Annotated in this window: 25 protein-coding genes; 17 read left to right on the plus strand and 8 right to left on the minus strand. The window is 59.2% G+C overall.

The window, feature by feature from the left end; all coding sequences use genetic code 11:
- Positions 1–120: 120 nt before the first annotated feature.
- Positions 121–822, minus strand: a complete 702-nt coding sequence (locus MK208_RS02030) for a transporter substrate-binding domain-containing protein (RefSeq protein ID WP_294113396.1) — start codon at positions 820–822, stop codon at positions 121–123.
- Between the two features lie 140 nt (positions 823–962).
- Between MK208_RS02030 and MK208_RS02035 the strand changes: the two genes are divergently transcribed.
- The 9 genes from MK208_RS02035 to MK208_RS02075 all read left to right on the plus strand — a co-directional run bounded on the left by MK208_RS02035 (position 963) and on the right by MK208_RS02075 (position 13,038).
- The gene (locus MK208_RS02035) at positions 963–2,267 is read left to right on the plus strand and encodes an HlyC/CorC family transporter (RefSeq protein ID WP_294114093.1); all 1,305 of its coding nucleotides are present in this window, start codon (positions 963–965) and stop codon (positions 2,265–2,267) included.
- 145 nt (positions 2,268–2,412) lie between these two features.
- The gene (locus MK208_RS02040; RefSeq protein ID WP_294113399.1) at positions 2,413–3,297 is read left to right on the plus strand and encodes a DMT family transporter; all 885 of its coding nucleotides are present in this window, start codon (positions 2,413–2,415) and stop codon (positions 3,295–3,297) included.
- Between the two features lie 148 nt (positions 3,298–3,445).
- The gene (gene eno, locus MK208_RS02045) at positions 3,446–4,720 is read left to right on the plus strand and encodes a phosphopyruvate hydratase (protein ID WP_294113401.1); all 1,275 of its coding nucleotides are present in this window, start codon (positions 3,446–3,448) and stop codon (positions 4,718–4,720) included.
- 355 nt (positions 4,721–5,075) lie between these two features.
- Positions 5,076–7,541 carry a response regulator gene (locus tag MK208_RS02050; RefSeq protein WP_294113403.1) on the plus strand — a complete coding sequence of 822 codons (2,466 nt, stop codon included), beginning with the start codon at positions 5,076–5,078 and terminating at the stop codon, positions 7,539–7,541.
- A gap of 206 nt (positions 7,542–7,747) precedes the next feature.
- On the plus strand, positions 7,748–8,332 hold the full coding sequence (locus MK208_RS02055; protein ID WP_294113404.1) for a L,D-transpeptidase: 585 nt from the start codon (positions 7,748–7,750) through the stop codon (positions 8,330–8,332).
- 10 nt (positions 8,333–8,342) lie between these two features.
- Positions 8,343–8,783: a c-type cytochrome gene (locus MK208_RS02060; protein ID WP_294113405.1), complete on the plus strand. Its 441-nt coding sequence runs from the start codon at positions 8,343–8,345 to the stop codon at positions 8,781–8,783.
- A gap of 56 nt (positions 8,784–8,839) precedes the next feature.
- Positions 8,840–10,213 (plus strand): multicopper oxidase family protein, encoded by a 1,374-nt coding sequence (locus MK208_RS02065; protein WP_294113407.1) that lies wholly within the window; start codon positions 8,840–8,842, stop codon positions 10,211–10,213.
- A 166-nt stretch (positions 10,214–10,379) separates the two neighbouring features.
- Entirely contained in the window at positions 10,380–11,651 is a 1,272-nt protein-coding gene (locus tag MK208_RS02070; RefSeq protein WP_294113410.1) for an insulinase family protein, read from the plus strand.
- A 1-nt stretch (position 11,652) separates the two neighbouring features.
- Positions 11,653–13,038 (plus strand): insulinase family protein, encoded by a 1,386-nt coding sequence (locus MK208_RS02075; protein ID WP_294113413.1) that lies wholly within the window; start codon positions 11,653–11,655, stop codon positions 13,036–13,038.
- Positions 13,039–13,097: 59 nt separating this feature from the next.
- Here MK208_RS02075 and MK208_RS02080 read toward each other — a convergent pair whose 3' ends face one another.
- The 3 genes from MK208_RS02080 to MK208_RS02090 form a co-directional block, all read right to left on the minus strand.
- Complete coding sequence (locus MK208_RS02080) at positions 13,098–13,478, minus strand: AprI/Inh family metalloprotease inhibitor (protein ID WP_294113416.1); 381 nt, start codon at positions 13,476–13,478, stop codon at positions 13,098–13,100.
- Between the two features lie 72 nt (positions 13,479–13,550).
- Positions 13,551–14,435, minus strand: a complete 885-nt coding sequence (locus MK208_RS02085; protein WP_294113418.1) for an NAD(P)-dependent oxidoreductase — start codon at positions 14,433–14,435, stop codon at positions 13,551–13,553.
- Positions 14,436–14,575: 140 nt separating this feature from the next.
- Entirely contained in the window at positions 14,576–15,049 is a 474-nt protein-coding gene (locus tag MK208_RS02090) for a phosphoribosyl-AMP cyclohydrolase (RefSeq protein WP_294113420.1), read from the minus strand.
- Positions 15,050–15,210: 161 nt separating this feature from the next.
- On the opposite strand from MK208_RS02090, the gene MK208_RS02095 reads away from it, so the two are divergent.
- Positions 15,211–16,071 (plus strand): alpha/beta hydrolase, encoded by an 861-nt coding sequence (locus MK208_RS02095; protein WP_294113421.1) that lies wholly within the window; start codon positions 15,211–15,213, stop codon positions 16,069–16,071.
- 70 nt (positions 16,072–16,141) lie between these two features.
- Positions 16,142–16,567: a cupin domain-containing protein gene (locus MK208_RS02100; protein ID WP_294113423.1), complete on the plus strand. Its 426-nt coding sequence runs from the start codon at positions 16,142–16,144 to the stop codon at positions 16,565–16,567.
- Positions 16,568–16,730: 163 nt separating this feature from the next.
- Here MK208_RS02100 and MK208_RS02105 read toward each other — a convergent pair whose 3' ends face one another.
- The 3 genes from MK208_RS02105 to MK208_RS02115 form a co-directional block, all read right to left on the minus strand.
- A complete protein-coding gene (locus MK208_RS02105; protein WP_294113425.1) occupies positions 16,731–17,840 on the minus strand; it encodes an anhydro-N-acetylmuramic acid kinase in 1,110 nt (369 codons plus the stop codon).
- A 160-nt stretch (positions 17,841–18,000) separates the two neighbouring features.
- Positions 18,001–18,345 carry a hypothetical protein gene (locus tag MK208_RS02110; RefSeq protein WP_294113428.1) on the minus strand — a complete coding sequence of 115 codons (345 nt, stop codon included), beginning with the start codon at positions 18,343–18,345 and terminating at the stop codon, positions 18,001–18,003.
- Between the two features lie 123 nt (positions 18,346–18,468).
- On the minus strand, positions 18,469–20,217 hold the full coding sequence (locus MK208_RS02115) for an alpha/beta fold hydrolase (RefSeq protein WP_294113430.1): 1,749 nt from the start codon (positions 20,215–20,217) through the stop codon (positions 18,469–18,471).
- 173 nt (positions 20,218–20,390) lie between these two features.
- Here MK208_RS02115 and tyrS point away from each other — a divergent pair, with 173 nt between their 5' ends.
- Positions 20,391–21,644, plus strand: a complete 1,254-nt coding sequence (tyrS, locus tag MK208_RS02120; RefSeq protein WP_294114095.1) for a tyrosine--tRNA ligase — start codon at positions 20,391–20,393, stop codon at positions 21,642–21,644.
- A 68-nt stretch (positions 21,645–21,712) separates the two neighbouring features.
- On the opposite strand, the gene MK208_RS02125 is transcribed toward tyrS, so the two are convergent.
- Entirely contained in the window at positions 21,713–22,429 is a 717-nt protein-coding gene (locus MK208_RS02125; RefSeq protein WP_294113432.1) for a hypothetical protein, read from the minus strand.
- 290 nt (positions 22,430–22,719) lie between these two features.
- On the opposite strand from MK208_RS02125, the gene MK208_RS02130 reads away from it, so the two are divergent.
- The 5 genes from MK208_RS02130 (at position 22,720) to MK208_RS02150 (ending at position 26,529) form a co-directional block, all read left to right on the plus strand.
- Positions 22,720–23,475: an SDR family NAD(P)-dependent oxidoreductase gene (locus tag MK208_RS02130; RefSeq protein ID WP_294113434.1), complete on the plus strand. Its 756-nt coding sequence runs from the start codon at positions 22,720–22,722 to the stop codon at positions 23,473–23,475.
- 57 nt (positions 23,476–23,532) lie between these two features.
- Entirely contained in the window at positions 23,533–24,042 is a 510-nt protein-coding gene (locus MK208_RS02135) for a hypothetical protein (RefSeq protein ID WP_294113436.1), read from the plus strand.
- A 6-nt stretch (positions 24,043–24,048) separates the two neighbouring features.
- On the plus strand, positions 24,049–24,669 hold the full coding sequence (locus MK208_RS02140) for a hypothetical protein (protein WP_294113437.1): 621 nt from the start codon (positions 24,049–24,051) through the stop codon (positions 24,667–24,669).
- A gap of 84 nt (positions 24,670–24,753) precedes the next feature.
- A complete protein-coding gene (locus MK208_RS02145) occupies positions 24,754–25,476 on the plus strand; it encodes a hypothetical protein (protein WP_294113439.1) in 723 nt (240 codons plus the stop codon).
- 177 nt (positions 25,477–25,653) lie between these two features.
- Positions 25,654–26,529: a TIGR01459 family HAD-type hydrolase gene (locus MK208_RS02150; protein WP_294113440.1), complete on the plus strand. Its 876-nt coding sequence runs from the start codon at positions 25,654–25,656 to the stop codon at positions 26,527–26,529.
- The last annotated feature ends 46 nt before the right edge of the window (positions 26,530–26,575 follow it).

Raw genomic sequence — 26,575 nt, forward strand, 5'->3', positions numbered from 1 at the left:
GAAGGCAAAGTAAACATGCGACTTAGCCGCACAGACAAAATCACAAGCCGCTGAAACCCAATAAAAAAAGCCGGGGCGCCTGCCCCGACTTTGCCACAATCTTCTCGTGGTGGGTTTGCATCAATAGCGCGATACAGTCTCTGCCTGTGTGCCGTCTGCCATGAGAGAATCCATTGCGGAATCAATCTCAGCCACTACGGCCGCTGGCGTGTCGTGAGAGCAGGCGATGTAGTACTCATCGCGCGACACTTCCATGGCAATTTCCAGCCCCGCATCCTCGGCGGTCAGCGCATTGGCACTCTCCTGCCCAAGGATCACGTAGTCCAACCGGCCTGCCGCGAGCTTCTTCATGGTCTTCTCCAGATCCGGTGCCGCATCCACTTTTGCCGCGCCCAGTTCTTCCAGCAGATCAACGGTGAAATCACCCACCTGCGTGCCAATCGACTTGGTCAACGCCTGCTCCAGCGAGGACACATCCGCATTTGTACCCGACTTCTGGATCAGATAGGTGCCTTCGACATACATCGGCCCGGCCCACTGAAATTTGGCTTCCCGCTCCGCGGTGCGGGCAGTGGAGAACACGCATGTGCTCGCGTCTTTCTCGGCCAGCGCAATCGCTCGGGTCCATTTTGTGATCTCCACCGAATGCGACAGCGCCGCGCGCTCCGCCACCTCATTGATCAGATCAATCCCGTGCCCCTTGGCCTGGCCATCTTCCATCCAGGAATAAGGCGCATAGTCTTCGGTCAGGAAGGACACGCTGGCCCCATCGGCCATGGCAACGGTTGGCAGCGCGAGGGCGGCAAATACAAAAGCTTTCATTGGATCCCACTCCATATGTGTTTGAACTGGGCGCCCCCTTAGTTCAAACCGCCTAAAGAAGGTTTAAGGGCTTCACGCCCTCTTGATCCGGCCTCTTTGCGCCCCCATAAACCTAAGTGATTGAGATTTCAGAGGACCCCATGGAGCCCACCACCACTTTTGACACCGCATTCTGGATCACCGCAGGCGTGATTTTCTTTTTGCTGATGATGTCTGCCTTCTTCTCCGGCTCCGAAACCGCGCTGACAGCGGCCTCTCGTGGCAAATTGCGCGCGCAGGCCGACAAAGGCAGCCGCGGTGCGCAACGGGCCCTCAACATTACAGAGGACAACGAACGGCTGATCGGCTCCGTGCTGCTGGGCAACAACCTCGTGAACATCCTCGCGACTTCTCTGGCCACCGCCCTCTTCACCCGCGCCTTTGGCGAGGGCGGCGTGGCTCTGGCGACTCTGGTTATGACACTTCTCGTGCTGATCTTTGCCGAGGTACTTCCCAAGACTTACGCCATCACCCGCCCCGAAGACGCCGCCTCTACCGTGGCCAGCCCGATCAGCCTGATCGTGACGCTGTTCTCCCCCATCGTTTCCGCCGTGCGCGTGCTGGTGCGCGGCGTGCTGCGCCTGTTTGGTGTGGAAACCGACCCGGACAGCCAGGTGCTCGCCGTGCGCGAAGAGATCGCTGGAGCCATTCAGCTTGGCCACTCCGAAGGCATTGTGGAAAAAGAAGACCGCGACCGTATTCTCGGCGCGCTGGACCTGTCTGACCGCGTTGTTGAAGAGATCATGCTGCACCGCTCCGGCATCGAGATGATCAACGCCGACGACGCGCCTGCCGACATTCTCAAACAATGTCTGGAAAGCAATCACACCCGCCTGCCGGTCTACAAAGACGATCAGGAAAACATCATCGGCGTTGTCCACGCCAAAGACCTGTTCCGCAGCATGTACACCCGCGCCGTGCAGGAAGAGACCAACGCCCGTGACCTGCTGGCCTTCGACCTGACCGAAGTTGCCAAAGAGCCTTACTTCGTGCCGGAGACCACCTCTCTGGACGACCAGATGCGCGAATTCCTGCGCCGCCACGCTCACTTTGCACTGGTGGTGGATGAATACGGCTCCCTGCAAGGCCTGATCACCCTCGAAGACATTCTCGAAGAGATCGTGGGCGAAATCACCGACGAGTTTGACGAGGACACCGATCACCCGATCCGTAAATCCGAGGACGGCCAGTTCCTGATCGAAGGCGCCATGACCATCCGCGACCTCAACCGCGCCACCGACTGGTCCCTGCCCGATGACGAGGCCAACACCATCGCCGGGCTGGTTATCCATGAGGCGCAGATGATCCCCACCGTGGGACAGGTCTTCTCCTTTCACGGGTTCCGTTTTGAGGTCACCGGACGCGAGGCCAACCGGATCACCGACCTGAAGATCCGCCCCCTCTAAACTAAAAAACTGGCCCATTTCTGCACAGCGCGTGATGGGCCACATCACCAAAATGAATGCGGCTTTGGTCGCGTTTGTCGGAAACAGGCTTGCCATGTCGCCCGTTGCTGTTCACCTGTGAACCATCTGACGCGCAGGTAACAATATGCAGAACGTACACGGTATTCTGATCCTTGTGGCAGCCATGCTTGGCTTCACGCTTGAGGACATGTTCATCAAATCCCTCTCTGTGACCCTCCCTGTCGGCCAGATCCTCATGGCCTTGGGGTTGGGCTCCGGAGCGGTCTTTGCTGTGCTGGCCATCCTACGGGGCGACAACCTCTTGGCCCCCGCCGCCTGGTCGCCACGCATGTTGCTGCGCACCGCTTGTGAAGCGGGCGGCGCCGTGCTTTTTGCCACCGCCCTCTCCCGCGTGGACCTTTCCACGGTCGCGGCCGTGTTCCAGACCCTGCCGCTGGTCATCACCCTCGGCGCAGCGCTCTTTTTGGGCGAGCAAGTCGGCTGGCGCCGCCTCACTGCCATTCTGGTCGGTTTCAGTGGCGTCCTACTGATCATCCGCCCCGGCACCGACGCCTTCGACCCCAACGCCCTGTTGGTTCTCGGCGCCGTCATCGTGGTTGCCCTGCGCGACCTGATCACCCGCACTATCGACGCCTCCGTGTCCTTCTTTGTGGTCTCCTTCCAGAGCTTCGCCTCGCTGGTCCTCGCGGGCCCGCTGCTGATACTCTTCAACGCCGTCGACTACGCCACGGTTACCACCTCGCACCTGACCATGATGGCAGGCGCCGTGGCCTTTGGCGCCGCAGGCTACTGGGGTGTCGTCACCGCACTGCGCCTTGGCGAAGCCTCCGTTGTGGCACCGTTCCGTTACTCCCGCCTGCTGTTCTCGATCCTGGTTGGCATGATCGCGTTTGGCGAACGCCCCGACCTGCCCACCATGCTCGGTGCCACGCTGATCATCGGCTCCGGCCTCTTCACCTTTATGCGTGAACACCGCCTCGCCAAAGCCGCCGCCCCGGCCCAAGCCTAGGGAAATCCAGCAAAACAGCGTCCTCCTGTCACTGTTAGCCCTAACCTGTGGAAAAACCGCCGTTAGCGCTATCAAAATGCGTTTACTTTTGCCCCGGCCCTGCTATAGCTGCGCCCGACATTTGTAGCCATCCGAGGGATCCTCCGACATGAGCACCATCATTGATATCTTTGCCCGCGAAATTCTCGACAGCCGCGGCAACCCAACCGTCGAAGTCGACGTGATCCTCGAAGACGGCACCATGGGCCGCGCAGCTGTGCCTTCTGGCGCCTCCACCGGTGCCCACGAAGCGGTTGAAAAGCGCGACGGCGACAAAGACCGCTACATGGGCAAAGGTGTTCTGGAAGCGGTGAACGCCGTGAACGGCGAGATCGCGGAATGCCTCGTCGGCATGGATGTGACCGAGCAGGTTGCCATCGACCAGGCGATGATCGAACTGGACGGCACCCCAAACAAAGGCCGCCTCGGCGCCAACGCCATCCTCGGCGTGTCCCTCGCCGCTGCGAAAGCCGCTGCCGACTACACCGCACAGCCGCTGTTCCGCTACGTGGGCGGCACCTCCGCACGCGTTCTGCCCGTGCCAATGATGAACATCATCAACGGCGGCGAGCACGCCGACAACCCGATCGACATCCAGGAATTCATGATCATGCCTGTCTCCGCGGCCAACATCCGCGAAGCCATCCGCATGGGCGCCGAAGTCTTCCACACCCTGAAAAAAGAGCTGACCGCCGCTGGCTACAACACCGGCATCGGTGACGAAGGCGGCTTCGCTCCAGCTCTGGAAAGCACCCGCAAGGCGCTGGACTTCGTGATGACCTCCATCGAAAAAGCTGGCTACAAGCCAGGCGACGACATCTACCTTGCCCTCGATTGTGCCTCCTCCGAGTATTACAAAGACGGCAAATACGAGATGGTGGGCGAAGGCAAATCCCTGACTTCCGCTGAGAACGCGCAATACCTCGCCGACCTCTGCAACGACTACCCGATCATCTCCATCGAAGACGGCATGGACGAAGACGACTGGGACGGCTGGAAAGCCCTGACCGACCTGATCGGCGACAAAGTCCAACTGGTGGGTGACGACCTGTTTGTGACCAACCCAACCCGTCTGGCAGACGGCATCGCGCAAGGCGTGGCCAACTCCATGCTGGTGAAAGTGAACCAGATCGGCTCCCTGACCGAGACGCTGAAAGCCGTCGATATGGCCCACCGCGCGCGCTACACCAACGTGATGTCCCACCGCTCCGGCGAAACCGAAGACGCCACCATCGCCGACCTCGCCGTGGCCACCAACTGCGGCCAGATCAAAACCGGCTCCCTGTCACGCTCTGACCGTCTGGCCAAATACAACCAGCTGATCCGCATCGAGGAAGCGCTGGGTGAAACCGCCGAATACGCAGGCCGCTCCGTGCTGAAGTAAGCCTCGGTGCTAGGTTGAAAAACAAAAAGCCCCCGAACGTCGGTTCGGGGGCTTTTTTGTGAAGCCTCCCAATCCGCAAATGCTGCCGCATACCACCGCATGTCACACCGGATACCCCGTGCCTCAGCGGCATATGGTTGATAGGAGCATTCCCCTGCCGCCGTTTGTACGGGCTCTGGCAAACCCAGCACTTTGGCGCGCTCACCAACAAATACTTCCAATGATGCCGTTGCACAGCAATATCGCGCCAATGAAACTCGTGACATGCCCCCAAAAGCTCTGTCAAGCAAAGCACTTAACAGTTCCTTAAGGTAATCCACCGAAAATCAAAGGGCTTGTTCGAAAGGACGCACTGGTGTCATTGAATGCTCTTCTCTTCTCGGTTTTGAAGGACCAGCAGGATCCCTCGTTTGTCCTGTCGGCAAACGAAGGCGTGCCCATCTCTGATGCCAAAATCACTTGGCACAACCCCGCTTTTTCCAAATTATTTCCGCAAACTCAGGGCCCCCGGCAACATCCATTGCCCCCGCCTTTCCTCGACAAAACCGTAGCCGGTTTCCTTCAAAACGGCCTGTCAGAAAAAGTCACAGGGCCAACCCGGCTCAAGAACGCCTTTTCAGCACAGACCCCTAAGCAAAAACCTCTGTGGTTCGACCTCGAAGTCACCACCTTAGATGAGAATAGCGGCTCAGACACGCATATCTATGGCCGATTTTTGGATGTCACCGAACGCGAAGATCTCCAGGCCCAATTAACAGCCACACAGGCTGAGATGGAAACCGTGACCTCTCGATTTGAACACGCGGTCAACTCCATTCCCGAAGGGTTCGCGATGTTTGATCGCGACGACGTTTTGGTCGCGTTTAACGCAAAATACGCGGAACTCTATAAGCACTCCGCGCCCGCCATCAAAGTGGGCGCGAAATTCGAAACGATCATGCGATATGGGCTTGAGCACGGCCAATACCCCGAAGCCGAAGGTCAAGAAGAGGCTTGGCTCGCGGAACGGCTGGACCGCGAAAATAGGAAGCGCGCGCCGGTCGAACGTGAACTGCCCAGCGGGAAACACCTCCGCATTCAAGAAGTCGAAAGTGAAAACGGCGATCTTGTTGGGCTGCGCTCGGATGTAACGCAGTATTACGAATATCAAAGAGAGTTAGAGCAAAAAGCCGAGGATTTGGCCAAAGCCAACGAGGAGGCAAAAGCAGCAAGCCTGTCCAAAGACAGGTTTTTCGCCCGCATGAGCCACGAACTCCGCACCCCCATGAATGGCATTCTTGGTCTGACAGAGGTGTTGCAACACACCGCTTTAAACCCGCAACAACGTTCCTATCTCAAAACCATTTCCGGGTCTGCGACCAGCCTGCTCAGCATCATCAACGACATTTTGGATTATTCCAAAGCCACAGAAGGGAAATTTACTTTTGCACATGAGCGGTTCTCGCTGAAAGATACCATCTATGAGACCGCAGGACTGATACAGCCCCTTGCGCATGATAAAAACTTGGACTTCTGGATTGAGTACCCACAGTCCGTGCCGAGCCACTTCTTTGGAGACAGCGCACGCGTCCGCCAAGTTCTACTCAATCACCTTGGGAACGCGTTAAAATTCACCGAAACAGGGCATTTCGGCCTGCGGGAGGCATATCAATCTGACGACGACGGGTCCCAGCTGTCTCTGGCAATCGTGGATACAGGGCGCGGCATTCCGCAAGATCAGATGAACACGTTGTTTTCTGCCTATGAACAAGTCCATCAAGACACCGAAAATGCCGTTGAAGGAACCGGGCTGGGTCTCGCGATTTCCAAGGCCCTTGTAGAACAGATGGGAGGCGCAATCGAGGTTGCCTCCTCTGTGGGTGAAGGAACAAAATTCACCGTAACCCTCGCTTTGCCCGCATGTCCGGGCTCAGAGCAAAAAACGCGCCAGCGACCTATGCCGTCTCCGAAACTGCACGTCGCCCTTGTGGGTCCTGAAACAGAGTCAAATGGAACTCTCAAGAGGATGCTAAAGGCGTTGAACTGTCGGGTTGTAACGTTCGATAATCCAAACCGGATTCTGACGCACCAGGAACAATTCAACGCGATACTCTGGGATGGAGATCATGTCGACTGTTTCGGGCAATCTGTAAAGAAGGTGCTCGAACAGCAAACCGGTGAGTGTGCTCATGCTCTGATGGTCTCGACCCCGCTGCGCTATTCTTCAAAGGGGTCTGATAAGGCAAGCTTTTCGGCAACCTGGCTCAAACCGGTAAGAAGCGAAGAAGTTGAACAAATCCTGTTTTCCGCAATGCCTCAAAGTTTTGATCCACGCACCGAGAGTGACGGCACGCAGAGGTCGCTGCCGTGCGAAACCAAAACCAACACCGGGCGGGTGCTTGTCGTCGATGACAATAAGACGAACCGGCTCGTCGCCGGAAAACTGTTAGAGACCGCTGGGGTTATGGTGGATTTTGCAAGCAATGGCCTAGAGGCACTTGATGTTTACAAAGCCCTCCGGCCCACAACGGTTTTTATGGACGTCTCTATGCCGGTGATGGATGGGATCGATGCAACCACGCACATAAGAAAGCTGGAAAGCGACCTGGAGTTGGCGCCTTGCAAAATCTTTGCGTTGACGGCCAACACATTTAAAGAACAGGTCGAAAAATGCCTAAACGCGGGCGTTGATGGCGTGATTGGAAAGCCCGTAAAACGGAACGACTTGATCGAAGCCATCAGCCATCCAATTGCCCCAAACAGGCCAATTACGCTCCGGGAATCCCCTCCTAAAACACCGTCGAAAAACCATCGAAGCCCATGCGATACGCCTTATCATTAGTGCTTTTGGCTCCAAAAATATAACCCCAACTGTTGTGTCCGCCACGCCTCCTTCGTGTAAATATGCGCGTCGCGCAAAAATATCGACCGGTGTCTGGATGCCGGCCGCTTCCCACCCTAAGCTCACGCCTTCGTGACCCCATTGTGTGTTGACCTCCCCCCACTGGAAGCTGTCACACCATGCGCAAACAAAATCACGAGGCACGCATGGCACACACAAAAAAATCTCCCCGGTTCACCCGCCGCTCTTTCCTGATCAGCACGCTGAGCCCTTTTGTAGCCGCCGCCCCCGCGCTAGCCCTTACAGAGGACACGCCAGAGCCCGGCGTACAGCGCAATGTCTCCTCCTTCCGCACCCATGACTGGCAGGACCATTTTGACACACTCGGCGCGGGTCTGATCATCTCCGACACCACCACCCGCGTGTTGCAGCATTGGACGGCGGATGGCGAAATGCGCATCTACCCAACCTCTGTGCCGCTCACCGACGAACTCACCAAACGCGGCTACACCGAAGTCACTGAAAAACGCGCCAATCCAAGCTGGGCACCCACCCCTTCGATGCGAGAGCGTAATCCGGAGTGGCCCGCCCTTATCAAGGGTGGCGATCCATCCAACCCGCTGGGCACCCGCGCGCTATACCTGTCTTGGCAGTACTACCGCATCCACGGCACCCACGACACGCGCAAGATCGGCCGCCGCTCCTCCAACGGCTGCATCGGCCTTTACAACGAGCACATCGAAGAGGTGTTTGACCGCACCAAAGTCGGCACCAAAGTCAAACTGATCTGATCCCAACACCATGACCAAACCCCTCGTCCTCGCAGGCATCGTGCTGGCTCTGGCCTCGGCCACCTTCGCCGTGCGCCAGTTTCAGCCCACCCCAGCCAAGCCAGTCGCCAGCCCAGAAACCACAGTCAACGCTGCCATGGTCGCCGTGAAACAACCCGCTGCGCACAGCGAACTTGCGCAATTGGGCAAACGCGCCTTTGAGGCCACCTGCGCCGCCTGCCACGGAGACAACGCGGCAGGCCAGGACGGCGTTGCGCCACCTCTGGTGCACAAGATCTACGAGCCCGGCCACCATTCCGACATGGCCTTCTTCATGGCCGTCGACAACGGCGTGCGTGCCCACCACTGGGCCTTTGGCAACATGCCTCCGGTGGCAGGCTTGACCAAAGGCGATGTCAAAGCCATCGTGGCCTATGTCCGCGAGCTGCAACGCGAAAACGGCATTTTTTAAGCCCCTGACACTGCCGCCCCGTATCCGCTCCCATACCGACAAGTAAGAGTGCCTCCATGCCCCTCACCCGCCGCCAATTCCTCGCCAGCACCGCCGCCCTGGCCCTGACGCCCAAAACCAGCCTTGCGGCCACCACTCCGGTGATCGAGGCCACCACAGGCCGCGTGCAGCTGATTGATGCGGAGTTTGGCGACTATCCGGAAACCGAGATCTGGGGCTACAACGGGTCTGTTCCGGGCCCGCTCCTACGCTTCAAACAGGGCGACACACTCAAACAAGAGCTGCTCAACAGCCTGCCAAGCCCGACCGCAATCCACTGGCACGGCATCCGCGTGCCCAACGCCATGGACGGCGTGCCCGGTATGACCCAGGACGCGGTGCCCACTGGTGACCGCTTCCACTACGAATTCCCGCTCAAAGACGCCGGCACCTACTGGTACCACTCCCACAACCAATCCACCGAACAGGTCGCCCGTGGCCTCTATGGCGTGGTTGTGGTGGAGGAAACCAACGCGCCGGACGTGGACCACGACATTGTGGTGGTACTGGACGATTGGCGGCTCAGCGACGAGGCCCAGATCACTGATGATTTTGGCGCCATGCACGACTGGACCCACGCCGGACGGCTTGGCAACTACATTCACGCACAGCTGTCTGAGCAGCCGGACTCTGTGCCGGAAAACGCCCGCCTGCGCCTGCGCTTTGTCAACGTTGCCACCGACCGCGTCATCACCGTCTCCGTACAAGGCGGCGACGGCAAACTGGTCGCCCGCGACGGCATGCCGTTAGATACACCCGAACCGCTCGACGCCATGCCCTTTGGCCCGGCCGAGCGCGCCGATGTGATCATCGACGCCCAAGTCAATGAGGCCAACGCACTACAAATTGTCCTGCATGAAGGCGACACCGGCTACCTGCTGAAGGAGATCCCCATCTCCGGCACCCAACCCGCCCGCGCCGCGATCCAGCCCCTGCCTGCCAACCCCATGCCACGCCTCGCCGACCTCAGCGATGCCATAACCGTGCCCCTACATATGGAAGGCGGTGCCATGGGCGGCCTACGCGAAGCCACCTACCAGGGTGAAACACTCGACGTGCGCAGCCTGGTCGACAAAGGCCAGGTCTGGGCCTTCAATGCCCAGGCCGGTCTCAGCGACACCCCACTGGTGGAAGTCTCCCAAGGCCAGATCGTGCGCATCCCGATGCAAAACGACACGTCCTTTGCCCACGCCATGCACCTGCACGGCACCCATTTTCAGGAGGTCCTGCCCGACGGCAGCTTTGGCCCCCTCAAAGACACCGTTCTGATGCAGCCCCGCGAATCCCGCGAAATCGCCTTCATCGCCGGCGCACCGGGCAAGTGGCTGATGCACTGTCACATGCTGTCTCACGCCGCCGCAGGCATGCGCACCTGGATCAGGGTGGTGTAAAAAATCTCGCGCACCCTGCGGTGTCTCAGCCACATTGCGCATAAAACCCCACACGATCCCTTGAGAAAGCGACACAACCACCACAAGTATCAGACAGAGTTTCTACCCCACTTACCATTTGGACTTTATGCGTTTTACCTCTTTTCCTTTTAGGCCCGCCTACCTTGTGCTCGCAGGTCTTCTCTCTATCTCCTCCGCGCCCACTTCCGCACAAGACATATTCTCAGTCGAAGACAAGGGCGGCCTGCACGGCGCATACATTGTTCCCATCGAAGACTTTAACCGTGTCGATGTGCAGTTGATTGTCCTGTCCGGCGCCTATGATGATCCGGACCCGTCCGGCACAGCGCATTTAACAGAACACCTTGCCGCTTTCTCTGCGGACGCCGCCGTCCTAGATCGGGCACGCGAACGCGATCTGAACGCCGCCACCTACGATGCAGCCACAATCTACACCAACTCAGGCGCTCCTGAAGATTTGGAAACAGTTCTCCGCCTGTCCAGAGCAGTATTGGATACCCCTGTTCTTCCAGAGGGGTTTGCCGAAAGTGAAATTGGCATTGTCGAGCGGGAAACCTTCCTGAGAGAGCGGCAATACCCAGCTAGATGGCTCAAACGCTTGGCTTTACAGGACCTCTACGGCACCCCACGGGGCCGCGCCAGCAGCACTGTGGCAGACTTGCCAAACTTGAACCTTGACGCCGCCTATCGCTTCCATGCGAAGCACTATGTGCCCTCCAATGTCACGGTCATTGTCTCCGGCAAAATTGACCAAATGCAAGCGGCAAACCTTGTCAGCCAGATCTTCGGCGACACACAGGCGACGCCACCACCCGCCAAACCCTGGCTGGACCAGAAACCAGATCCAAACCTCAATTCCGTGAAGTACATTGAAACCAACCGATTGCCTCGGGACACTTTGCAGTTTGCCAAGTTTATCGACTTTAAAGACCACGACAGCAGTTTTGACCTCCAAGGCGCCTTCTTTCTCAGCGCGGAAATCCTGAACACACGTATTCAAAACGCCTTACATTTTGATGATGTGCGGTTCTTGGACGTCGAGGTTGACTGGTACTTTGCCAAAAACGCTGATCTGGAAATGTCCCTACGTGTTGAATTGATGCCTGGCTTCGAACTTGGTGAGGCCCGCCGTCGCCTGCGCAGCACCCTCTTGCTATTGCTTAGAGACCCAATCAGCGCCGAAGAAATCAAACGCGCCCGCCAGAAGGATGTGGTGAGTGCTCAAAATGCCTCCCGCGACCCGGCGGACATACGGTGGTTCCTGAAAAACTTGGCCGCTGATGGTTTTCCCCCGTTCAGCCCAACGCTCTACATCGACATGATCAACGCCACCACCGATCAGGAGGTGCTGGATTTTGCCATCAAAGCCATGAGGCCCTCGGCCACCGCCACCATTTTGGCCAAGAAGGTAGACTGACATGCACGCCCTCCTCCGAGCTCTGACCGCCGTCCTGCTGCTCTCACTTGGCACCTTCTCCGCTCCGCAGGCCCGTGCTGAGCTCATCGCAGCCAACCACAAAACCGACACCGTCTACCTGCACCCTCTGCGCAATGGCCTCTCCGCGCTAACCCTTGTTTGGCCGCTCGGACAAGTCACAGAAGACCGTGCGCTGGCGTTGCAAGCTGGTTTGCGCAGTGTTCTTTTTGGTGGCACGGCCTCACGCTCCCCTCAGGACGTCGTCGAATACATCAGAGTGAAGGGCATCCGCCAAAGCGTCTCCACAACACGCCGCCACTTGCTGCTCACGATCACCGCGCCAAAGGAGGTCTTTCCCGAAACACTTGTGCATCTGGAAAACCTCCTGATGGAGCCAACCTACACCTCAGGCTGGTATCAACGGGAGCGCGAAACAGTCCGCTATGCGCACGCCACGCTTTCCCGAAACCCAGATGATGTGCGCGCCGAACTACAAGGCTACCTCTCCCATCAAGCTGGTGAAGCAGACCCGGCGGAACTGGGACCCACCTTTCGCTTCGGCCGTCCAAGTCAGGCCATTCTGCGTTCCGGTGACCCGGTGGTGGAGCAACGCCTTGCCAAGCTGCTGAGCAAACTCTCACAACCCGCCATAGGTGTCAGGATCACCCTGCCCAAATGGCTTGAGTCCAGACTGGACCGCAAACGGTTTCCTTTTGAACTGCCCACCGGCACCATTCATTTTCAGGACCCCACATCCAGCGAAATGCTAATCATCCTGGCGCGGGCGGAAGTCTTTGAGGACGAGCCACAGATGGTTGGGGCAAACCTGCTTATGAATCATATCGGCGCAAGCGCGAACTCCGACATGTTCCGGATTTTACGCCAGGAGATGCGCGCCTCTTATGACCCGCGCAGCTACTTTGATATCGTTGACAAAAACCGGGCGGTGCTGCTGCTCAGTGCGACGGTTAAGGCAGACAATTGGCCGCGAATTTATGACGAGATCGGCGAGATCTACCAATCTACGCACAGCGGGAATGTGCCAACATCAATCCTGACGTTGCTGCACCAAGATGCGCAAAAGCTCTTCATTGAACGTTTCTTCCACAATCCGATCTGGAGCGTCAATCAACTCCTGCGCGAATTCCCCAATGGGGTCAAAGGTAACGTAGTCCTGCCTATCATCGACGCAATTGATGATGCCTCCCCAAGAGACATCATCGCCAACGCGGACAGCCATCTACCGCCGCTGGACGACTACCTTCTGATCCTGATCGGTGGCGGTCCCGCCCCTACGGCGGAGCTGAGGGCCAACGGCTACTGCACCCTGCCGCCCAACACGCCCCTCAAGCATTGCCTGACGCAGCTCGCCACAGTCGCCAACTAGCGCTCACAAAATCCACCCCCTGCGGGCCGGCCATAACCGCGGGCCCGCAACAACATGGATCACCGGAACAGGATCATCCCCGCGCCTTCCAGTTTGTTCGGCTCCGTCACCTTAAACGGCCCGATCTCGCCACCGTCAGTTGCAAAAAACACAAGATCACGGTTGCGCATTTCCCATTGTTTGGCGCTGGTGATTGCCTGATCGGTGCAAGCCCGCAGCCCCAGATCATGCGGGCTGGCGTCCGTGACCTTAAGCTCCACCAGACAAATCTCCCCATCACTCTGCCGCAGCTTCCAGCGGCCGGAGAAGTTCTTGGGCGAATAGGTGGTGTTATTGGCGCCAATCACCGGGGTTTGATCGGCAACGGCAACTAAGACCTGCCCGGTAATTCCGCCAACAAAAGCGGCCGCAATAACAATAGGCTTCAGAACAAAAGTCATCAAAACGTCCTTGGTCAAAAAATCAATGACGCCATATTGCCGGAAAAATTGTTCACGCCAAGACACTTCTCCCTAAAGGAGACCCTCCCGCCAACCATGTTTCGGCGCAAAGCCAACCATCTCTTTGGCCTTTTTGTTGGCATAAAACGTCTCGTGTTCGCCCATCTCGCCGCGCACTTCAACGCCTTTATAAAACTGCGCGATCACCTGATCCGAGAGGATGCCAACCGAGCTGTCATCATTGGCCACGTTGAACACCTCATAGCCCAGCCCATCGGTCTTTAGACAACAGTCCACCATATGCCCCAGATCCCGTGCATCGATATAGGCAAAGATATTGCGCCGCCGCCGGGCGGGATCTTTGACAAAGGCCGGGAACATATCGGCGTACTCATGCGGCTCGATCACATTGTTGATGCGCAACCCATAGATGTCGCTGCCGGTGCGCGCTTGAAAACTGCGCGCGGTGGCCTCGTTACAGACTTTGGACATGGCGTAGCTGTCATGCGGCACGGTGGGGTGGGTCTCATCCACTGGCACGAAGTCGGGCTTCACTTCCCCATCAGCAAAACACACGCCATAAGTTGTTTCTGAACTGGCAAAGATCACTTTGGGAATGCCAAGCTTCACCGCCGCCTCGATCACATTGTACGTACTTAAGGTGTTCTGCCGAAAACACTCGCCATCCGTGCCGATCATCACCCGCGGCACCGCCGCAAAATGCACCACCGCATCATAAGTCGGCACACCCGTGCCCGCGTCCAACTCGTGAAAGTCGGTAAACTGCGACATCGCGCCAATCACTTGCCCCGCATCACAGAGATCAATCAGCAGTTCAGAACAGTCCAACCCAGAAGGCACGCGATCCGCATTGACCACATGATGCCCCTGCGCCTGCAAATGCCGAATGGCCCATTTGCCCGCTTTGCCACTGCCCCCTGTAAAGAAAACCCGCATCGCATTCCCCGCCTGTCATCCTAGAAAGCCAACCGCACGATGCGCCACATGCCGAGGTGAGGCAAGTCTGGCACCGGCACTCGTCACAAACAAAAAAGCCCCGCACATCGGCGGGGCTTTCCCATAAACTCTCTCAACCCTTAAGGCTGATACGGCAACGAGCTGTGGTGCTGCACAATCCGCAACGTGCCGTCGGCGTCTTTCTTGTAGCCAAAGCTCTTGTCGACCTTGGTCACGTTGCCGTCCTTGTCGGTCAGGATCACCCAGCCCATCCACATAGCCACATCGCCTTCGATGAAGCTTGCGGAGGTCACGCTTTCCATCTCACGCCAGCCCTTGATGCCAAAGCCACCGTCCAGTGGGTACTCTTCGTCATGGCCTACAAAATACGACAGCGCGCCCTTTTTGGTTGGGCGGAAGGTTTGATCACCGCTGGCCAAAGTTGGCTTGAACAACACAGGGCCCAGATTGTAGCCATAAGCCGCGTCCAGAACCCCTTCGGCCACAGGTCGCGCTTCCTCAATTCCGCCCGCCTCATAGGCTTTGGAAATCGCCACAAGGCCCGCGCCCCAGGCTTCACGTGCTGCGCTCAGTTCGGATTCAGTGATGGCCACGATAGAGTCCCTCTCTCTAACTAGAAGCAAATTTGAGCCTATGTGGATGACCGCACTTATCGTTTCAAGACATTGCGTGTCGGTTTTTTGCAAAAATCAGCGCCGCCGCCGTCCCCAACGTCACCCTTGCGCACAGCTTGGGCACAACTAGCCTGCGCCGTATGCAGATGACATGGCACCACAGCAAGCTCTCCGGCGGCACCGCTGCCGCTTGGCAGAACACCGGCACCGGCCCAACCGTGGTCTTTCACCACGCCACGGCGCTTGGCCCGCGCTGCTACGCGCCGTTTCTCTCCGAACTTGGCGACAGCTATCACCTCAAAGCGCTCGCCATGCGCCCCTTGTGGCAAGACGCCCCTCCGCCCAATCCTCGGCGCGAGTGGGATCTCTTTGCCGACGATATGATCGAATGGATCGAGGCCACGCAAAAGGCACCGGTTCTGGCCATGGGCCACTCCATCGGCGCGGCCACCACCGCCATGGCCGCCGTGAAACGCCCTGACCTGTTCAAAGGCCTTGTGCTGATTGAGCCCTCCGGAGTCACCCGCCGCATCCGCCTGCTGCTCAAGCTGCTGCCCTACCGCCTGCGCCAAACCAAAGGCCCCGCCGCCGAAGTGCTCAGCGGCCCCACCCAGTGGCCAGACCTCGCGTCTACCTTTGCTTTTTACCGCGCCTCCAAAGCCTACCGCCGCTTTGACGACGCCACCCTGCACGGCCTGATCGAGGCGCTCACCGTACCCGACAGTGCCGGTATCAAACTGGAATACCCGCGCAACTGGGAGGCACACCTCTACGCAACCCCGCCGCTGATCCTGCCAACCCTCAAACGCCTCACCGTGCCGACCGAGGTCATCATCGGCAAACCCTCGCTATTCATGGACCCGTCCATCGCCCGCAGCCTGCGCAACAGCCGCCCGGACATGACCTTCCAGTCTCTACCCGACTATGGCCACCTGCTGCCACTGGAAGCCCCCGCCAAGGTCGCCGCTGCCGCCCGCACCGCCCTGGACCGTCTCAGCTAACGCCTTTCCGCTTGCCTCCGCTACGCCAAGCTGCCCCTATGTCGCCAACCATAGACACCGGACACAGCCCATGACCGCAGACCAAATCATCGCCCACCTCAACCTCGCCCCGCATCCAGAGGGCGGCCACTACCGCCAGACCTGGATTGCAGAAAGCGAAGACGACACCCGCCCCGCAGGCACATCAATTTACTTTCTGTTGAAAGCAGGCGAAACCTCGCACTGGCACCGCGTCGATGCCGCCGAAATCTGGCACCACTACGCCGGCGCGCCGCTGATCCTGTCGCTTGCAGAAACCGACAAAGGCCCCGCCGCCGATCACGTGCTGGGCCCCGACCTCGCCGCCGGCCAATTTCCGCAACTGATCGCGCCCAAGGACCACTGGCAAGCCGCCCGCAGCACCGGCGACTGGACCCTAGTGGGCTGCACCGTCTCCCCGGCGTTTCAATTTGAGGGCTTTGAATTGGCCGCCCCGGGTTTCGACATCCCGCGCTAAGCCCACGACATTGCCCTGCCGCAAGGGCGGGCTGCGCCTGCCTGCCCCCCGGCAGGCGCATTGAAACCCTGTAAAATCTCTGCACGGCGACACTTTATTGAAGCGTCTTCAAAGCAACTGTTGCTGCGAAAGCGCCTACCCAGGCAGGCGCAGCCCTTATCCCCTAGCCCTCCGGCTCACTCACCGTGCCACCGCCGACCAGCGCCATCACCCCCGTGGTGCTCGGACAGCTTGTCGGCAAACCCCGCGCCACCCGCACGGCCAAATAGGCAAAGGCCTGCGCCTCCAGCATATCGCCATCCAGCCCAACCTCCTCCACCGGCACCACCGGACAGTCCAGTGACACCCGCAGCATCTCCATCAGCACCGGATTGTGCCGCCCCCCACCAGTGACCAACACGCGGCCCGGCGCTTCGGGACAATGCCCCATGCCCTGCGCCACCGCCGCAGCACACATCGCGGTCATCGTCGCAGCCGCATCCTCGTCCGACAGCTCGCGCACCAGATCCATCATCTCTGGAAAATCGTTTCGATCCAGTGACTTCGGCGGCATTCTTGAGAAATACGCCTCCTGCAAAAACAGCTCCAGCGCCCCTGTAGCAACCGTGCCCTGCGCAGCGACTTTGCCGCCTTCATCAAAAGCCAAATCCCGCCGCGCGCGCAGCATATCGTTCAGCGGCGCATTGGCGGGGCCGGTGTCAAACGCCAACAACGCCCCTTCGTCTTCCGGCGCCGCCTTACGCGGATCCACCCAGGTGATGTTGCCCACGCCCCCAAGGTTCAAAAACACCACAGGCTCCGTTGCGCCAAACCACTTGGCACAGGCAAAATGGAAAAACGGCGCCAGCGGCGCCCCTTCACCGCCCAGCTCCACATCGGCTGAACGGAAGTCCCAAACAACCGGCACGCCCAGCGCCTCGGCCAAGGCTTGCCCATCGCCCACCTGACAGGTCCCACGCCCACGCGGCTCATGCGCCAGCGTCTGCCCGTGAAAGCCAACCAGATCGACGTTTTCAAACCCGCTCAACACCTCGGCATGGGCCGCCTCAATCACCGCCGCAGCCGCCTCTGCCTCCGCCCCGGACCACTGGCCCAGCGCCTGCGTTAGAACCGCCTGCTCGTCTTCGGAATAGCCCCGATAGGCCGTTGCCCCAAACCCATGGATCACCTGCCCATCGGTCTGAACCACAGCCGCATCCACACCGTCCAGTGACGTGCCTGACATCGCGCCCAGCGCGGTCACAACCGCCGCCTCACCCTGGCCCTTCAACATGGCCTTATCCTTTTGGTTTGCCCACCTATGCCGCGCCTGGGCACGGTGGCAAAACCTTAAAGGATCAGCCCCCCAAATCGCCAGCCCAAAACGGAATCGCCCCACGCTCTGTGTGTAATTTCCAGAACGTGGGGCGGCCTTTAAACGGCACGCACCGGCTTTAGCGAGATTGGGGAGCCCCCAAAGCCGGTGATAGAGGCGCACTGTGTACCTCCCGTCGCCAGGCTGCGCGTGACTTCACCCGAACCACAATTGCAATCATGCCCAGACAGATCCAAAATACCTGGATCATAAACGACCCAAGATTGAAGTCCTGCACCAGGCTCACCAAAACAAGCCCTGCCCCAAAAATATTGATGACAAAGAAGACGATGTCCTGACTGCTGAGAATGCGAAAAGTGATGAGGGTATAGTTGGTCAGGTAAAGGCAAAACCCCAACACGCCACACGCCGTTGACACAGGTTTGGGGAGCGTCTGGAGAGACTCAAAAACATAGGCAAACAATAACCGCGCCCCCCGATAAATAAATTCCTGTTCAATGATTTAAGAATTACCGGATCAGACAGCGGTCTCCCTATCTCCATTTGGGGACATTCAACGGCAACTCAGGAAAACCGTACCAACTGATCAAAACGCCGGGATATCATAGCCCAGCGCGCCCGGCGCCATGTCTTTGCCCGCCGCGCGCGCCGCCAGCCAGGGCCAGTTCTCGATGTGATGGTAGTGCCCCTTGCCCTGCAACACATGTAGCTCCGCATTCCCCAGATGCCGCACCAACAGCTCCGCGCCTTGAACCGGCGCCACATTGTCGTCCGGCCCCTGAAACACCTCCACCGGCGTGTGAATATCGGACGGGTCAAAGTCCCACCCCTGCGCGTTGAGCAGGTTCTCCTCGACAATACCGTCAGTGCCAGAGGCCGTGCGCAGTGCCAGCATCTCCGCGGTGCGCCGCCGGATCACCGGATGGGACAGAATGCGAATGTCATCTTCGCTGCGCGAGCGTTTGCAATAGCGGTCAAAATACCGATCCCGGTTCTGCAGGATCGAGCGCACCAGAAATGGAATGACCTGTCGCAACATACTTGGCCAGTGCCGTCCCTGAATACAGGACATGTGATAAAACTGATCCAGTTCCCGCCAGTTCTCATGCCGATAAAACGGATAGGCCGCCGAGGACAACACCGCCTTGCTGATCCGGTCCTGCAACGCATGGGTCACCGCCAAGGCCGATCCGCTGCCAAAAGACACCGACAAGACCCCTGCCTGAGCAATCTGCAGATGGTTCAACAGCTCCCGCACATCGCTGGCAAAGTCCCGCAAGCTCTGCATCACCACAAAGTCCGAGCGGAAACTGCCCGGCCGACAGGGACAGATCAACCGCACCCCCGCCTCTGTCATCAGGTCATGACACCGCTCAGGATAGCCAATCATGTCAATTGTCACCCCTGAGAGCGCATCAAAGGCCAGCACCGGAGAGCCATCTTCCGGGCCAATGGCGAAATACTCATGTTGCCGCCCATCGCGCAGGGTGATCCGATTGCGCACCTGAAACGCCGCCCCTGCGCTGTCTCCATGCGCCCGCACCGCCGTCAGGGGCGAGCGCGCCAATACCGCCGCCAATTCACTGCGGCTCTTGGTCTGGGTCTTCTCATACACCCGCTTCAGGTAGGTGCGCACACTCTCGTAAGAAATCCCCATGCGCCTGGCGACTTCGCGTAGGTCATAGGCCTGCCCCATATGGCTGAGCACCTCTGCTTCTCTCCGGGTCAACCCGTGCACCTTGGCAATATGCGCCACCCCCATATGGCTCTGCTGTCCAGACGAAATCACCACATTGGCCGCAATCGCCGGAAAGCCAATCCGCGCCGCCTCCTCCCTTGGCAGCACCATCAGATCCGCCGCCCCGTCCTCCCGGCTTTTGAACTCCAACGCACGCCCCGTGCGATTGGCCTCCTGCGCACACTGCGACAACAGCCGGTCTTCCCCGCTCTTGGGCAAATACACCTGCATGTCCTGCCCCTGCAGAGCGGGCATCGGCATCACGTCATAAAGCGCGCGGTTGGCCATCACCACCTGACCGTCCTCATTCAGCAAGGCCCCCCCAAAGGCAAAGCTGTTGAGCACCGAGGACAAATAGGCCTCCCGCTCCTGCAACACCACCATGCGCTCCGAGATGCTAAACGCCCGCCGGACATGCCGCGACAGGTTCTCCAACCCCCGCGTTTCCGCCTCCACGGCCTCCGGGCTTTCCAGATAGCGGCTGTCCCGCGCGCGGTGCACTTCCTCTGCCAGTTCCGAGATCAACTCAGGCCACAGGGAATTGTCCAAAGACGCCTCATAGACGAGGTGCGTCAAATCCTCAAAACGATCACTCATTAAAACAACTTCACAAGCCTGAATATACCAGCTTGAAGCCGCAACACAAAGTGCGGAAACCCTGCCCGCCGTCCCCACAACATTCCCCGCTTACAACTTGCCCCCCAAGGTGCTAACAGGACGGGACGCCCATAGCGGCAAGCGACAACCAACAACGGAAAATGAGTGGCACCATGACCTACACGCCCAAATCGGATTTCCTCACCGTGATGCTAGAGCGCGGCTTTGTGGCCGATTGCACAGACTATGAAGGCTTTGACAAAGCTCTCTGTGACGGCGTGGTCCCCGGCTATATCGGCTTTGATGCCACCGCCAAATCCCTGCACGTCGGCTCGCTCATTCAAATCATGATGCTGCGCTGGCTGCAAAAAACCGGCCACAAGCCAATCACCCTGATGGGCGGCGGCACCACCAAAGTGGGCGACCCCTCCTTCCGGGCGGATGAGCGCCCGCTGCTGACCAACGATCAGATCGACGACAACATCGCCGGCATCAAAAAGGTCTTTGCCAAATACCTCGACTATGGCGACGGCGACACTGACGCGCTGATGCTCAACAACGCGGAATGGCTCGACGACCTGAACTACCTCACCTTCTTGCGCGACATCGGCCGCCACTTCTCGGTGAACCGGATGTTGTCCTTTGAAAGCGTGAAGTCCCGTCTGGACCGCGAGCAATCCCTGTCGTTCCTCGAGTTCAACTACATGATCCTGCAGGCCTACGACTTCCTTGAACTGAACCGCCGCTACGGCTGTCTGGTGCAGTTCGGCGGCTCCGACCAATGGGGCAACATCGTCAACGGCATCGACCTGACCCGCCGCGTAGACGACGGCGGCTTGTTTGGTCTGACCTCCCCACTGCTGACCACCTCAGACGGCAAGAAAATGGGCAAATCCGCAGACGGCGCGGTCTGGCTCAACGCGGACATGCGCAGCCCGTATGAGTTCTGGCAGTTCTGGCGCAACACCACCGACGCCGACGTGGGCCGCTTCCTCAAACTCTACACAGAAATGCCGGTAGACGAGTGCGAGCGCCTCGGCGCGCTGGCGGGCTCTGAGATCAACGAAGCCAAGATCATCCTCGCCAACGCCGTGACCACGCTCTGCCACGGTGCTGACGCCGCGGCCACCGCCGAAGCCACCGCCCGCGAAGTGTTTGAAAAAGGCGGCGTGGGCGACGACCTGCCCACCGTGACGCTCTCTGCCGAAGACCTCGGCGATGGCATCTCCATTGTGCAGCTGATCGTGAAATCCGGTCTGGCAAAGTCGGGCAAAGACGCCAAACGCCTGATCAAGGAAAACGGCGCCAAGCTGGACGACGCCCCGCTGACCAACGCGGGTCTGATGATTGACGCAGCGGCGCTCAGCTCGCCAATCAAGCTCAGCGCTGGCAAAAAGCGCCACGCGCTGGTGCAACTGGACGGCTAAGACCGCCGCAACTCAACACACACAAAGGCCCGCCCCAACCGGCGGGCCTTTTGCTTTCCAGAGGCACCTCAGGACGCACATCGGGGTGGTTCATATCCCGCAAGCATGGTCTGCAAATACGCCACGCGGCTTGGAATTGTCACACTCACCTGCTGCTCAACGCGCTTGGGCAACCGCCCCGGGTGATACATCATCGTCCACACAAACAGCGCGCTCTCTGCAATGTCTTCCTTATGGGCATGTCGCGCGGCATAGCGCGTCACAAAATCCCCGTCCGCCTTTTGTGCCGCCTTCCACTTTCGCTTCTTTGCATGCCTCAAGTCAAAAGCGACATGCGCTGTCTCATGAAACACGGTCTCGTCCAGATCATGTTCCGCCAAACGCCGCGCCATCAGCCCGTCATACAGCGTAAAGAACCGCCCCCGATCTTCCGCCCAAGCGGCCCCGTCTCCGTCTAGGATATTCACATAGCTCAGGGTTTTCCGCATTTGCTCCGGAAGCCGGGACACAGACGCCGCCGCCTGTTGCGCCCGCTTTGTCGGGTTTGACACCCCAGGATGCACGTTGATGCGCAGGGCTTGTCCCGGATACCGCACCTCAAAATGCAGCGCCCCGTCGACAAACAACCTATCGCTGCGGGGATCATACATTTCCGTCCGACCGCCGTTCCCGCCCTTGATGGACCAGCAAGCGCCAGGGTCATTCGCCCGAATAAAATCCAGGTTGTTGGAGGCCACCGAGTTTTCATACAGCGGCTTGGCCCACACACCCGACGGCAAACACATCAAAACCAACACGGATAAAATAGCTTTCAAAACACCGCCTCACTTCGCAGACACACGTACACTTCCGGCTTTAAACTAACCACTTTGCATTGACGCAAGTCCGCAAAACCCGAAGCGCACAACCCAGCGGGCCATTTACTTTCTCATTCCTCCAATATCCCGGGGTGAATGCGCCAAAGGCGCAGAGGGGCTGGCCCCGCCCTTCTCCCTCTAGACAGGCCCACCCGCTTCGGGTTATTTGAACACACGTTCATTTATCGACCTAGACGTCTCACTGGGAGGAGCCGCCAATGAAACTTGATCAAACCTGCGCCGTGATCACCGGGGGCGCGTCCGGTCTGGGCGAAGCCACCGCCCGCCACTTTGCCGCCAACGGCGCCAAGGTGGCCCTGTTTGACCTCAATGAAGAGCGCGGCACAGAGATCGCAGCGGAACTCGGCGGCACCTTCCACAAGGTAGACGTGACCGATGAGGACAGCGCCGCCGCAGGCATCCAGGCCGCCAAAGCGGCCATGGGCAAAATCACCGCCGCGGTGAACTGCGCCGGCATCGCCCCTGCCGCCACCACCATTGGCAAAAACGGTCCGCACCCGCTGCACACCTTCCAGAAAACCATCGACATCAACCTCGTGGGCTCCTTCAACGTCGCCCGCCTCGCAGCCGAGGTGATTGCGGAAAACGAAGCCGAAGCAGACGGCGCGCGCGGCGTGATCATCAACACCGCCTCTATTGCGGCCATGGACGGCCAACGCGGTCAGGCGGCCTATGCCGCCTCCAAAGGCGGCATCGTTGGCCTCTCTCTGCCCATGGCGCGCGATCTGGCCCGCTCTGGCATCCGTGTCATGGCCATCGCACCGGGCATCTTCCTGACACCAATGCTGCAAGGCCTGCCACAAGAGGTGCAGGACCAACTCGCCGCCGACGTGACCTGCCCCAAACGTCTGGGCGATCCATCCGAGTACGCCCGCCTCGCAGGCTTTATCGTGGAAAACGGCTACCTCAACGGCGAAGTCATCCGCATCGACGGCGCCCTGCGCATGCAATAACAAGCCCCTATCGCTGACTGTCCCCCGTTGCTAGGCTGTCTGGAAACGGGGGACATCATGCTCAAATCCGTCACTTTCAGCCTCGCGCTGTTTTGCGCCTCTGCCCAAGTAAGCTCCGCTCAAGACTGGGCCTTCTACTATGGGCCGGATTTTGAAGCCTCCGCCAAAGAGAGCTACGCGCACCTCAACGCGGGGCCGAACTACCTGCAAGTACACGCCTATGGGGAGCGGGGCACCATCGCCCTAAGCACCACGATTGACGCGTTTGAGACCGGCAACAAGGTTCCTGAGCGGCTTCAGACAAACCCAACGATCACCTTCAATGTCATCGGACCCGTCCCGCGCTACAGCCGCGATATCCGCCCGGATCAATATGTCTGGGAACACCGTGACGACCAAAACAACACGCTGATCGTTTTCCTCCTCACCAGAGACGACATGGCGGCTTTGATCGACAGCGATGCGGTGTTTGTGAACTTTGACGGGCTACAGTTCCGCTTCGGCTCAAACGGTGCGGACACGGCTCTGCGTCAGTTGGTCAACACGCTGATCGAAGCCTACAACTAACACGCCATGCCCCGCCAAAACCGTGTCCAACCTAACGGCCAAATCCTCGCCCACCCCACGCGCGGGGCCTTCCTGGGCAACCGGGGCATTCTGCACGACGACAAGGCACACCAGCACGGCCAACTGCCTCACCGCCGATGGCGCCACAAGGCTTGGGTCTGCTGCGTGTTGTCTTTCAAAAACCGCCAGCGCCACCTCATGGCGCCCAACCGCTACACCGAACTGTTTTTCTATGATGAAGCCGTCGCGCTTGCCGCCGGTCATCGTCCCTGCGCCGAATGCCGCCGCGCCGATCACAAGGCCTTCTTTGCCGCCGCCGACCACTCTGGCAGCGCCCCGGCTTTCGACGACAAGCTTCACGCCGCCCGCGCCATCCCGCGCATCTACGGCCAAAACCGGCCCCTCGAAGACATAGCCGACCTGCCAGACGCCACCTTTATCCTGACAGACACCGGTCGCCCCGCTTTGCTACTCGAGGACATGGCGCTGCCCTTCACGCCAAACGGCTACACCGCCCCCCTCAAACGACCACAAGGCAGGTATCCAGTGCTCACTCCGGCGCCCACGCGCATCGCCCTACGCAACGGTTTCCACCCCACGCTCCGCCTGCCCACCCCGCTGGCCTAAGCGCAAAACCACCGCGCTGTTGACAAACTTCCGCCGCCAAGTGCCTTTAGGTGCAGGCAAAACACCTCCAACGCGGACACCCAAATGAGCTTTCCCGATCTGTTTGACCACTTTGACCACGTCTACATCGTGAACCTGCCTTATCGGGACGACCGCCGCCGCGAGACCATTGCCGACTTTGCCCGCGTCGGTATGACTATCCCTAATGAGCACATCACCTTCTTTGAGGCCTCCCGCCCGACGGAGAAAGGCGAATTCCCGTCCATTGGCTCTCTCGGCAACTTCCTCTCGCAAACCCGCGTGCTGGCGGATGCCTTGGAGAAAGGCTATGAGCGCATCCTAATCTGCGAGGACGACCTAGAGCTCAACGAGCTGCCAGACACCACCGTCGCCAAAGTGCTCTCAGATTTGAAAACCACCCACTGGTCCGTCGCCGCCCTTGGCTATCTGGAACCCGAAACCCCGCCAACCGACACCGTTGGCCTCAGCGAATGGACCGGCGGCACCCGTGGCACGCAATTCTGGGCCATCCAGGGCGACAGCATCCGGGCCTTCCATGACTACCTCGAACTGGTGCGCTCCCGCCCTTCCGGCCATCCCGAAGGCGGCTCGATGTTCTTTGACGGCGCTTTCAACATGGTCCGCACCATTGTGCCCGGCACCACCTTCCGCCTCGCCACGCCCTGCCTTGCCGGCCAACGCAGCTCGCGCACCGACATTCACGACCTGAGATTCTACGACCGCGTCGAACCCTTCCGCAGCATCGTGGGCGCCCTACGCAAAGTGATGAACCGCGCCAAAGGTTAATTTCTGCATCGCAGCAATGGTCCCCACCTCCGCAAAACAGTCGCGATACCGACAAGATACCGACGTGGGTTTTGGCCGTTAACTGCTGCACCGCAGCACATCGCCCACCGGAATCGCTGGCACTCTGGAAATGCCCCTGCCATACCTTGCGCAACACTTCACGCGCAGGACTGACACATGACCCAGATCGTTTCCTCACTCGCCGAGATTTCCGACAATTACAAAGCGCTGTTTGTCGACCTCTGGGGCTGCGTACACAACGGCGTCACCGCCTATCCAGAGGCCGTCGCTGCCCTGCAAGCCTACCGCGCCAAAGGCGGTATTGTGGTGCTGGTCACCAACTCTCCCAAACCCCGTGCTGGCGTGGCAGAACAGCTTGGCTCCTTTGGCGTGCCCGATGATGCCTATGACACCATCGCCACCTCTGGGGACAGCGCCCGCTCGGCCATGTTCAACGGCGCCGTGGGCGAAAAAGTCTACTTCATGGGTGAATGGGAACGCGATACGGGCTTCTTCCAACCCCTTGAAATCCTTGACAACCCTGTCGACATTCAACGGGTACCGCTGTCTGAGGCCGAAGGCATTGTCTGCTGCGGCCCCTTTGACACCATGGCGGACCCGGACGTGAACCGTGCCGACTTCCTCTATGCCAAGACCAAAGGCATGAAGCTCTTATGCGCCAACCCAGACATCGTGGTGGATCGCGGAGAGGTGCGCGAATGGTGCGCCGGGGCGCTGGCCAAACTCTACACCGAGATGGGCGGCGAAAGCCTGTACTTCGGCAAACCCCACCCCCCCATCTACGACCTCGCCCGCCGCCGGCTGTCAGCCCTGGGTGTGACCATCGCAGACGAAGACATCCTCGCCATCGGCGACGGCCCCCACACCGACATCTCCGGCGCCATGGGGGAAAACATCGATTCGCTCTTCATCACCGGCGGCCTCGCTGCAGCAGAGACAAAAACCGCCCACCAACCAGATGAAGCCGCATTAACGAATTACCTCGCAGAACAGCAGGTCACCCCACAATTTGCGATTGGCAAACTGCGTTAACACAAAAGCGCTTGATTTTTTCTGCAACTGCAAAGTAACAATATTG

Source organism: Shimia sp. (assembly GCF_022448905.1).
Taxonomy (GTDB): Bacteria; Pseudomonadota; Alphaproteobacteria; order Rhodobacterales; family Rhodobacteraceae; genus Shimia.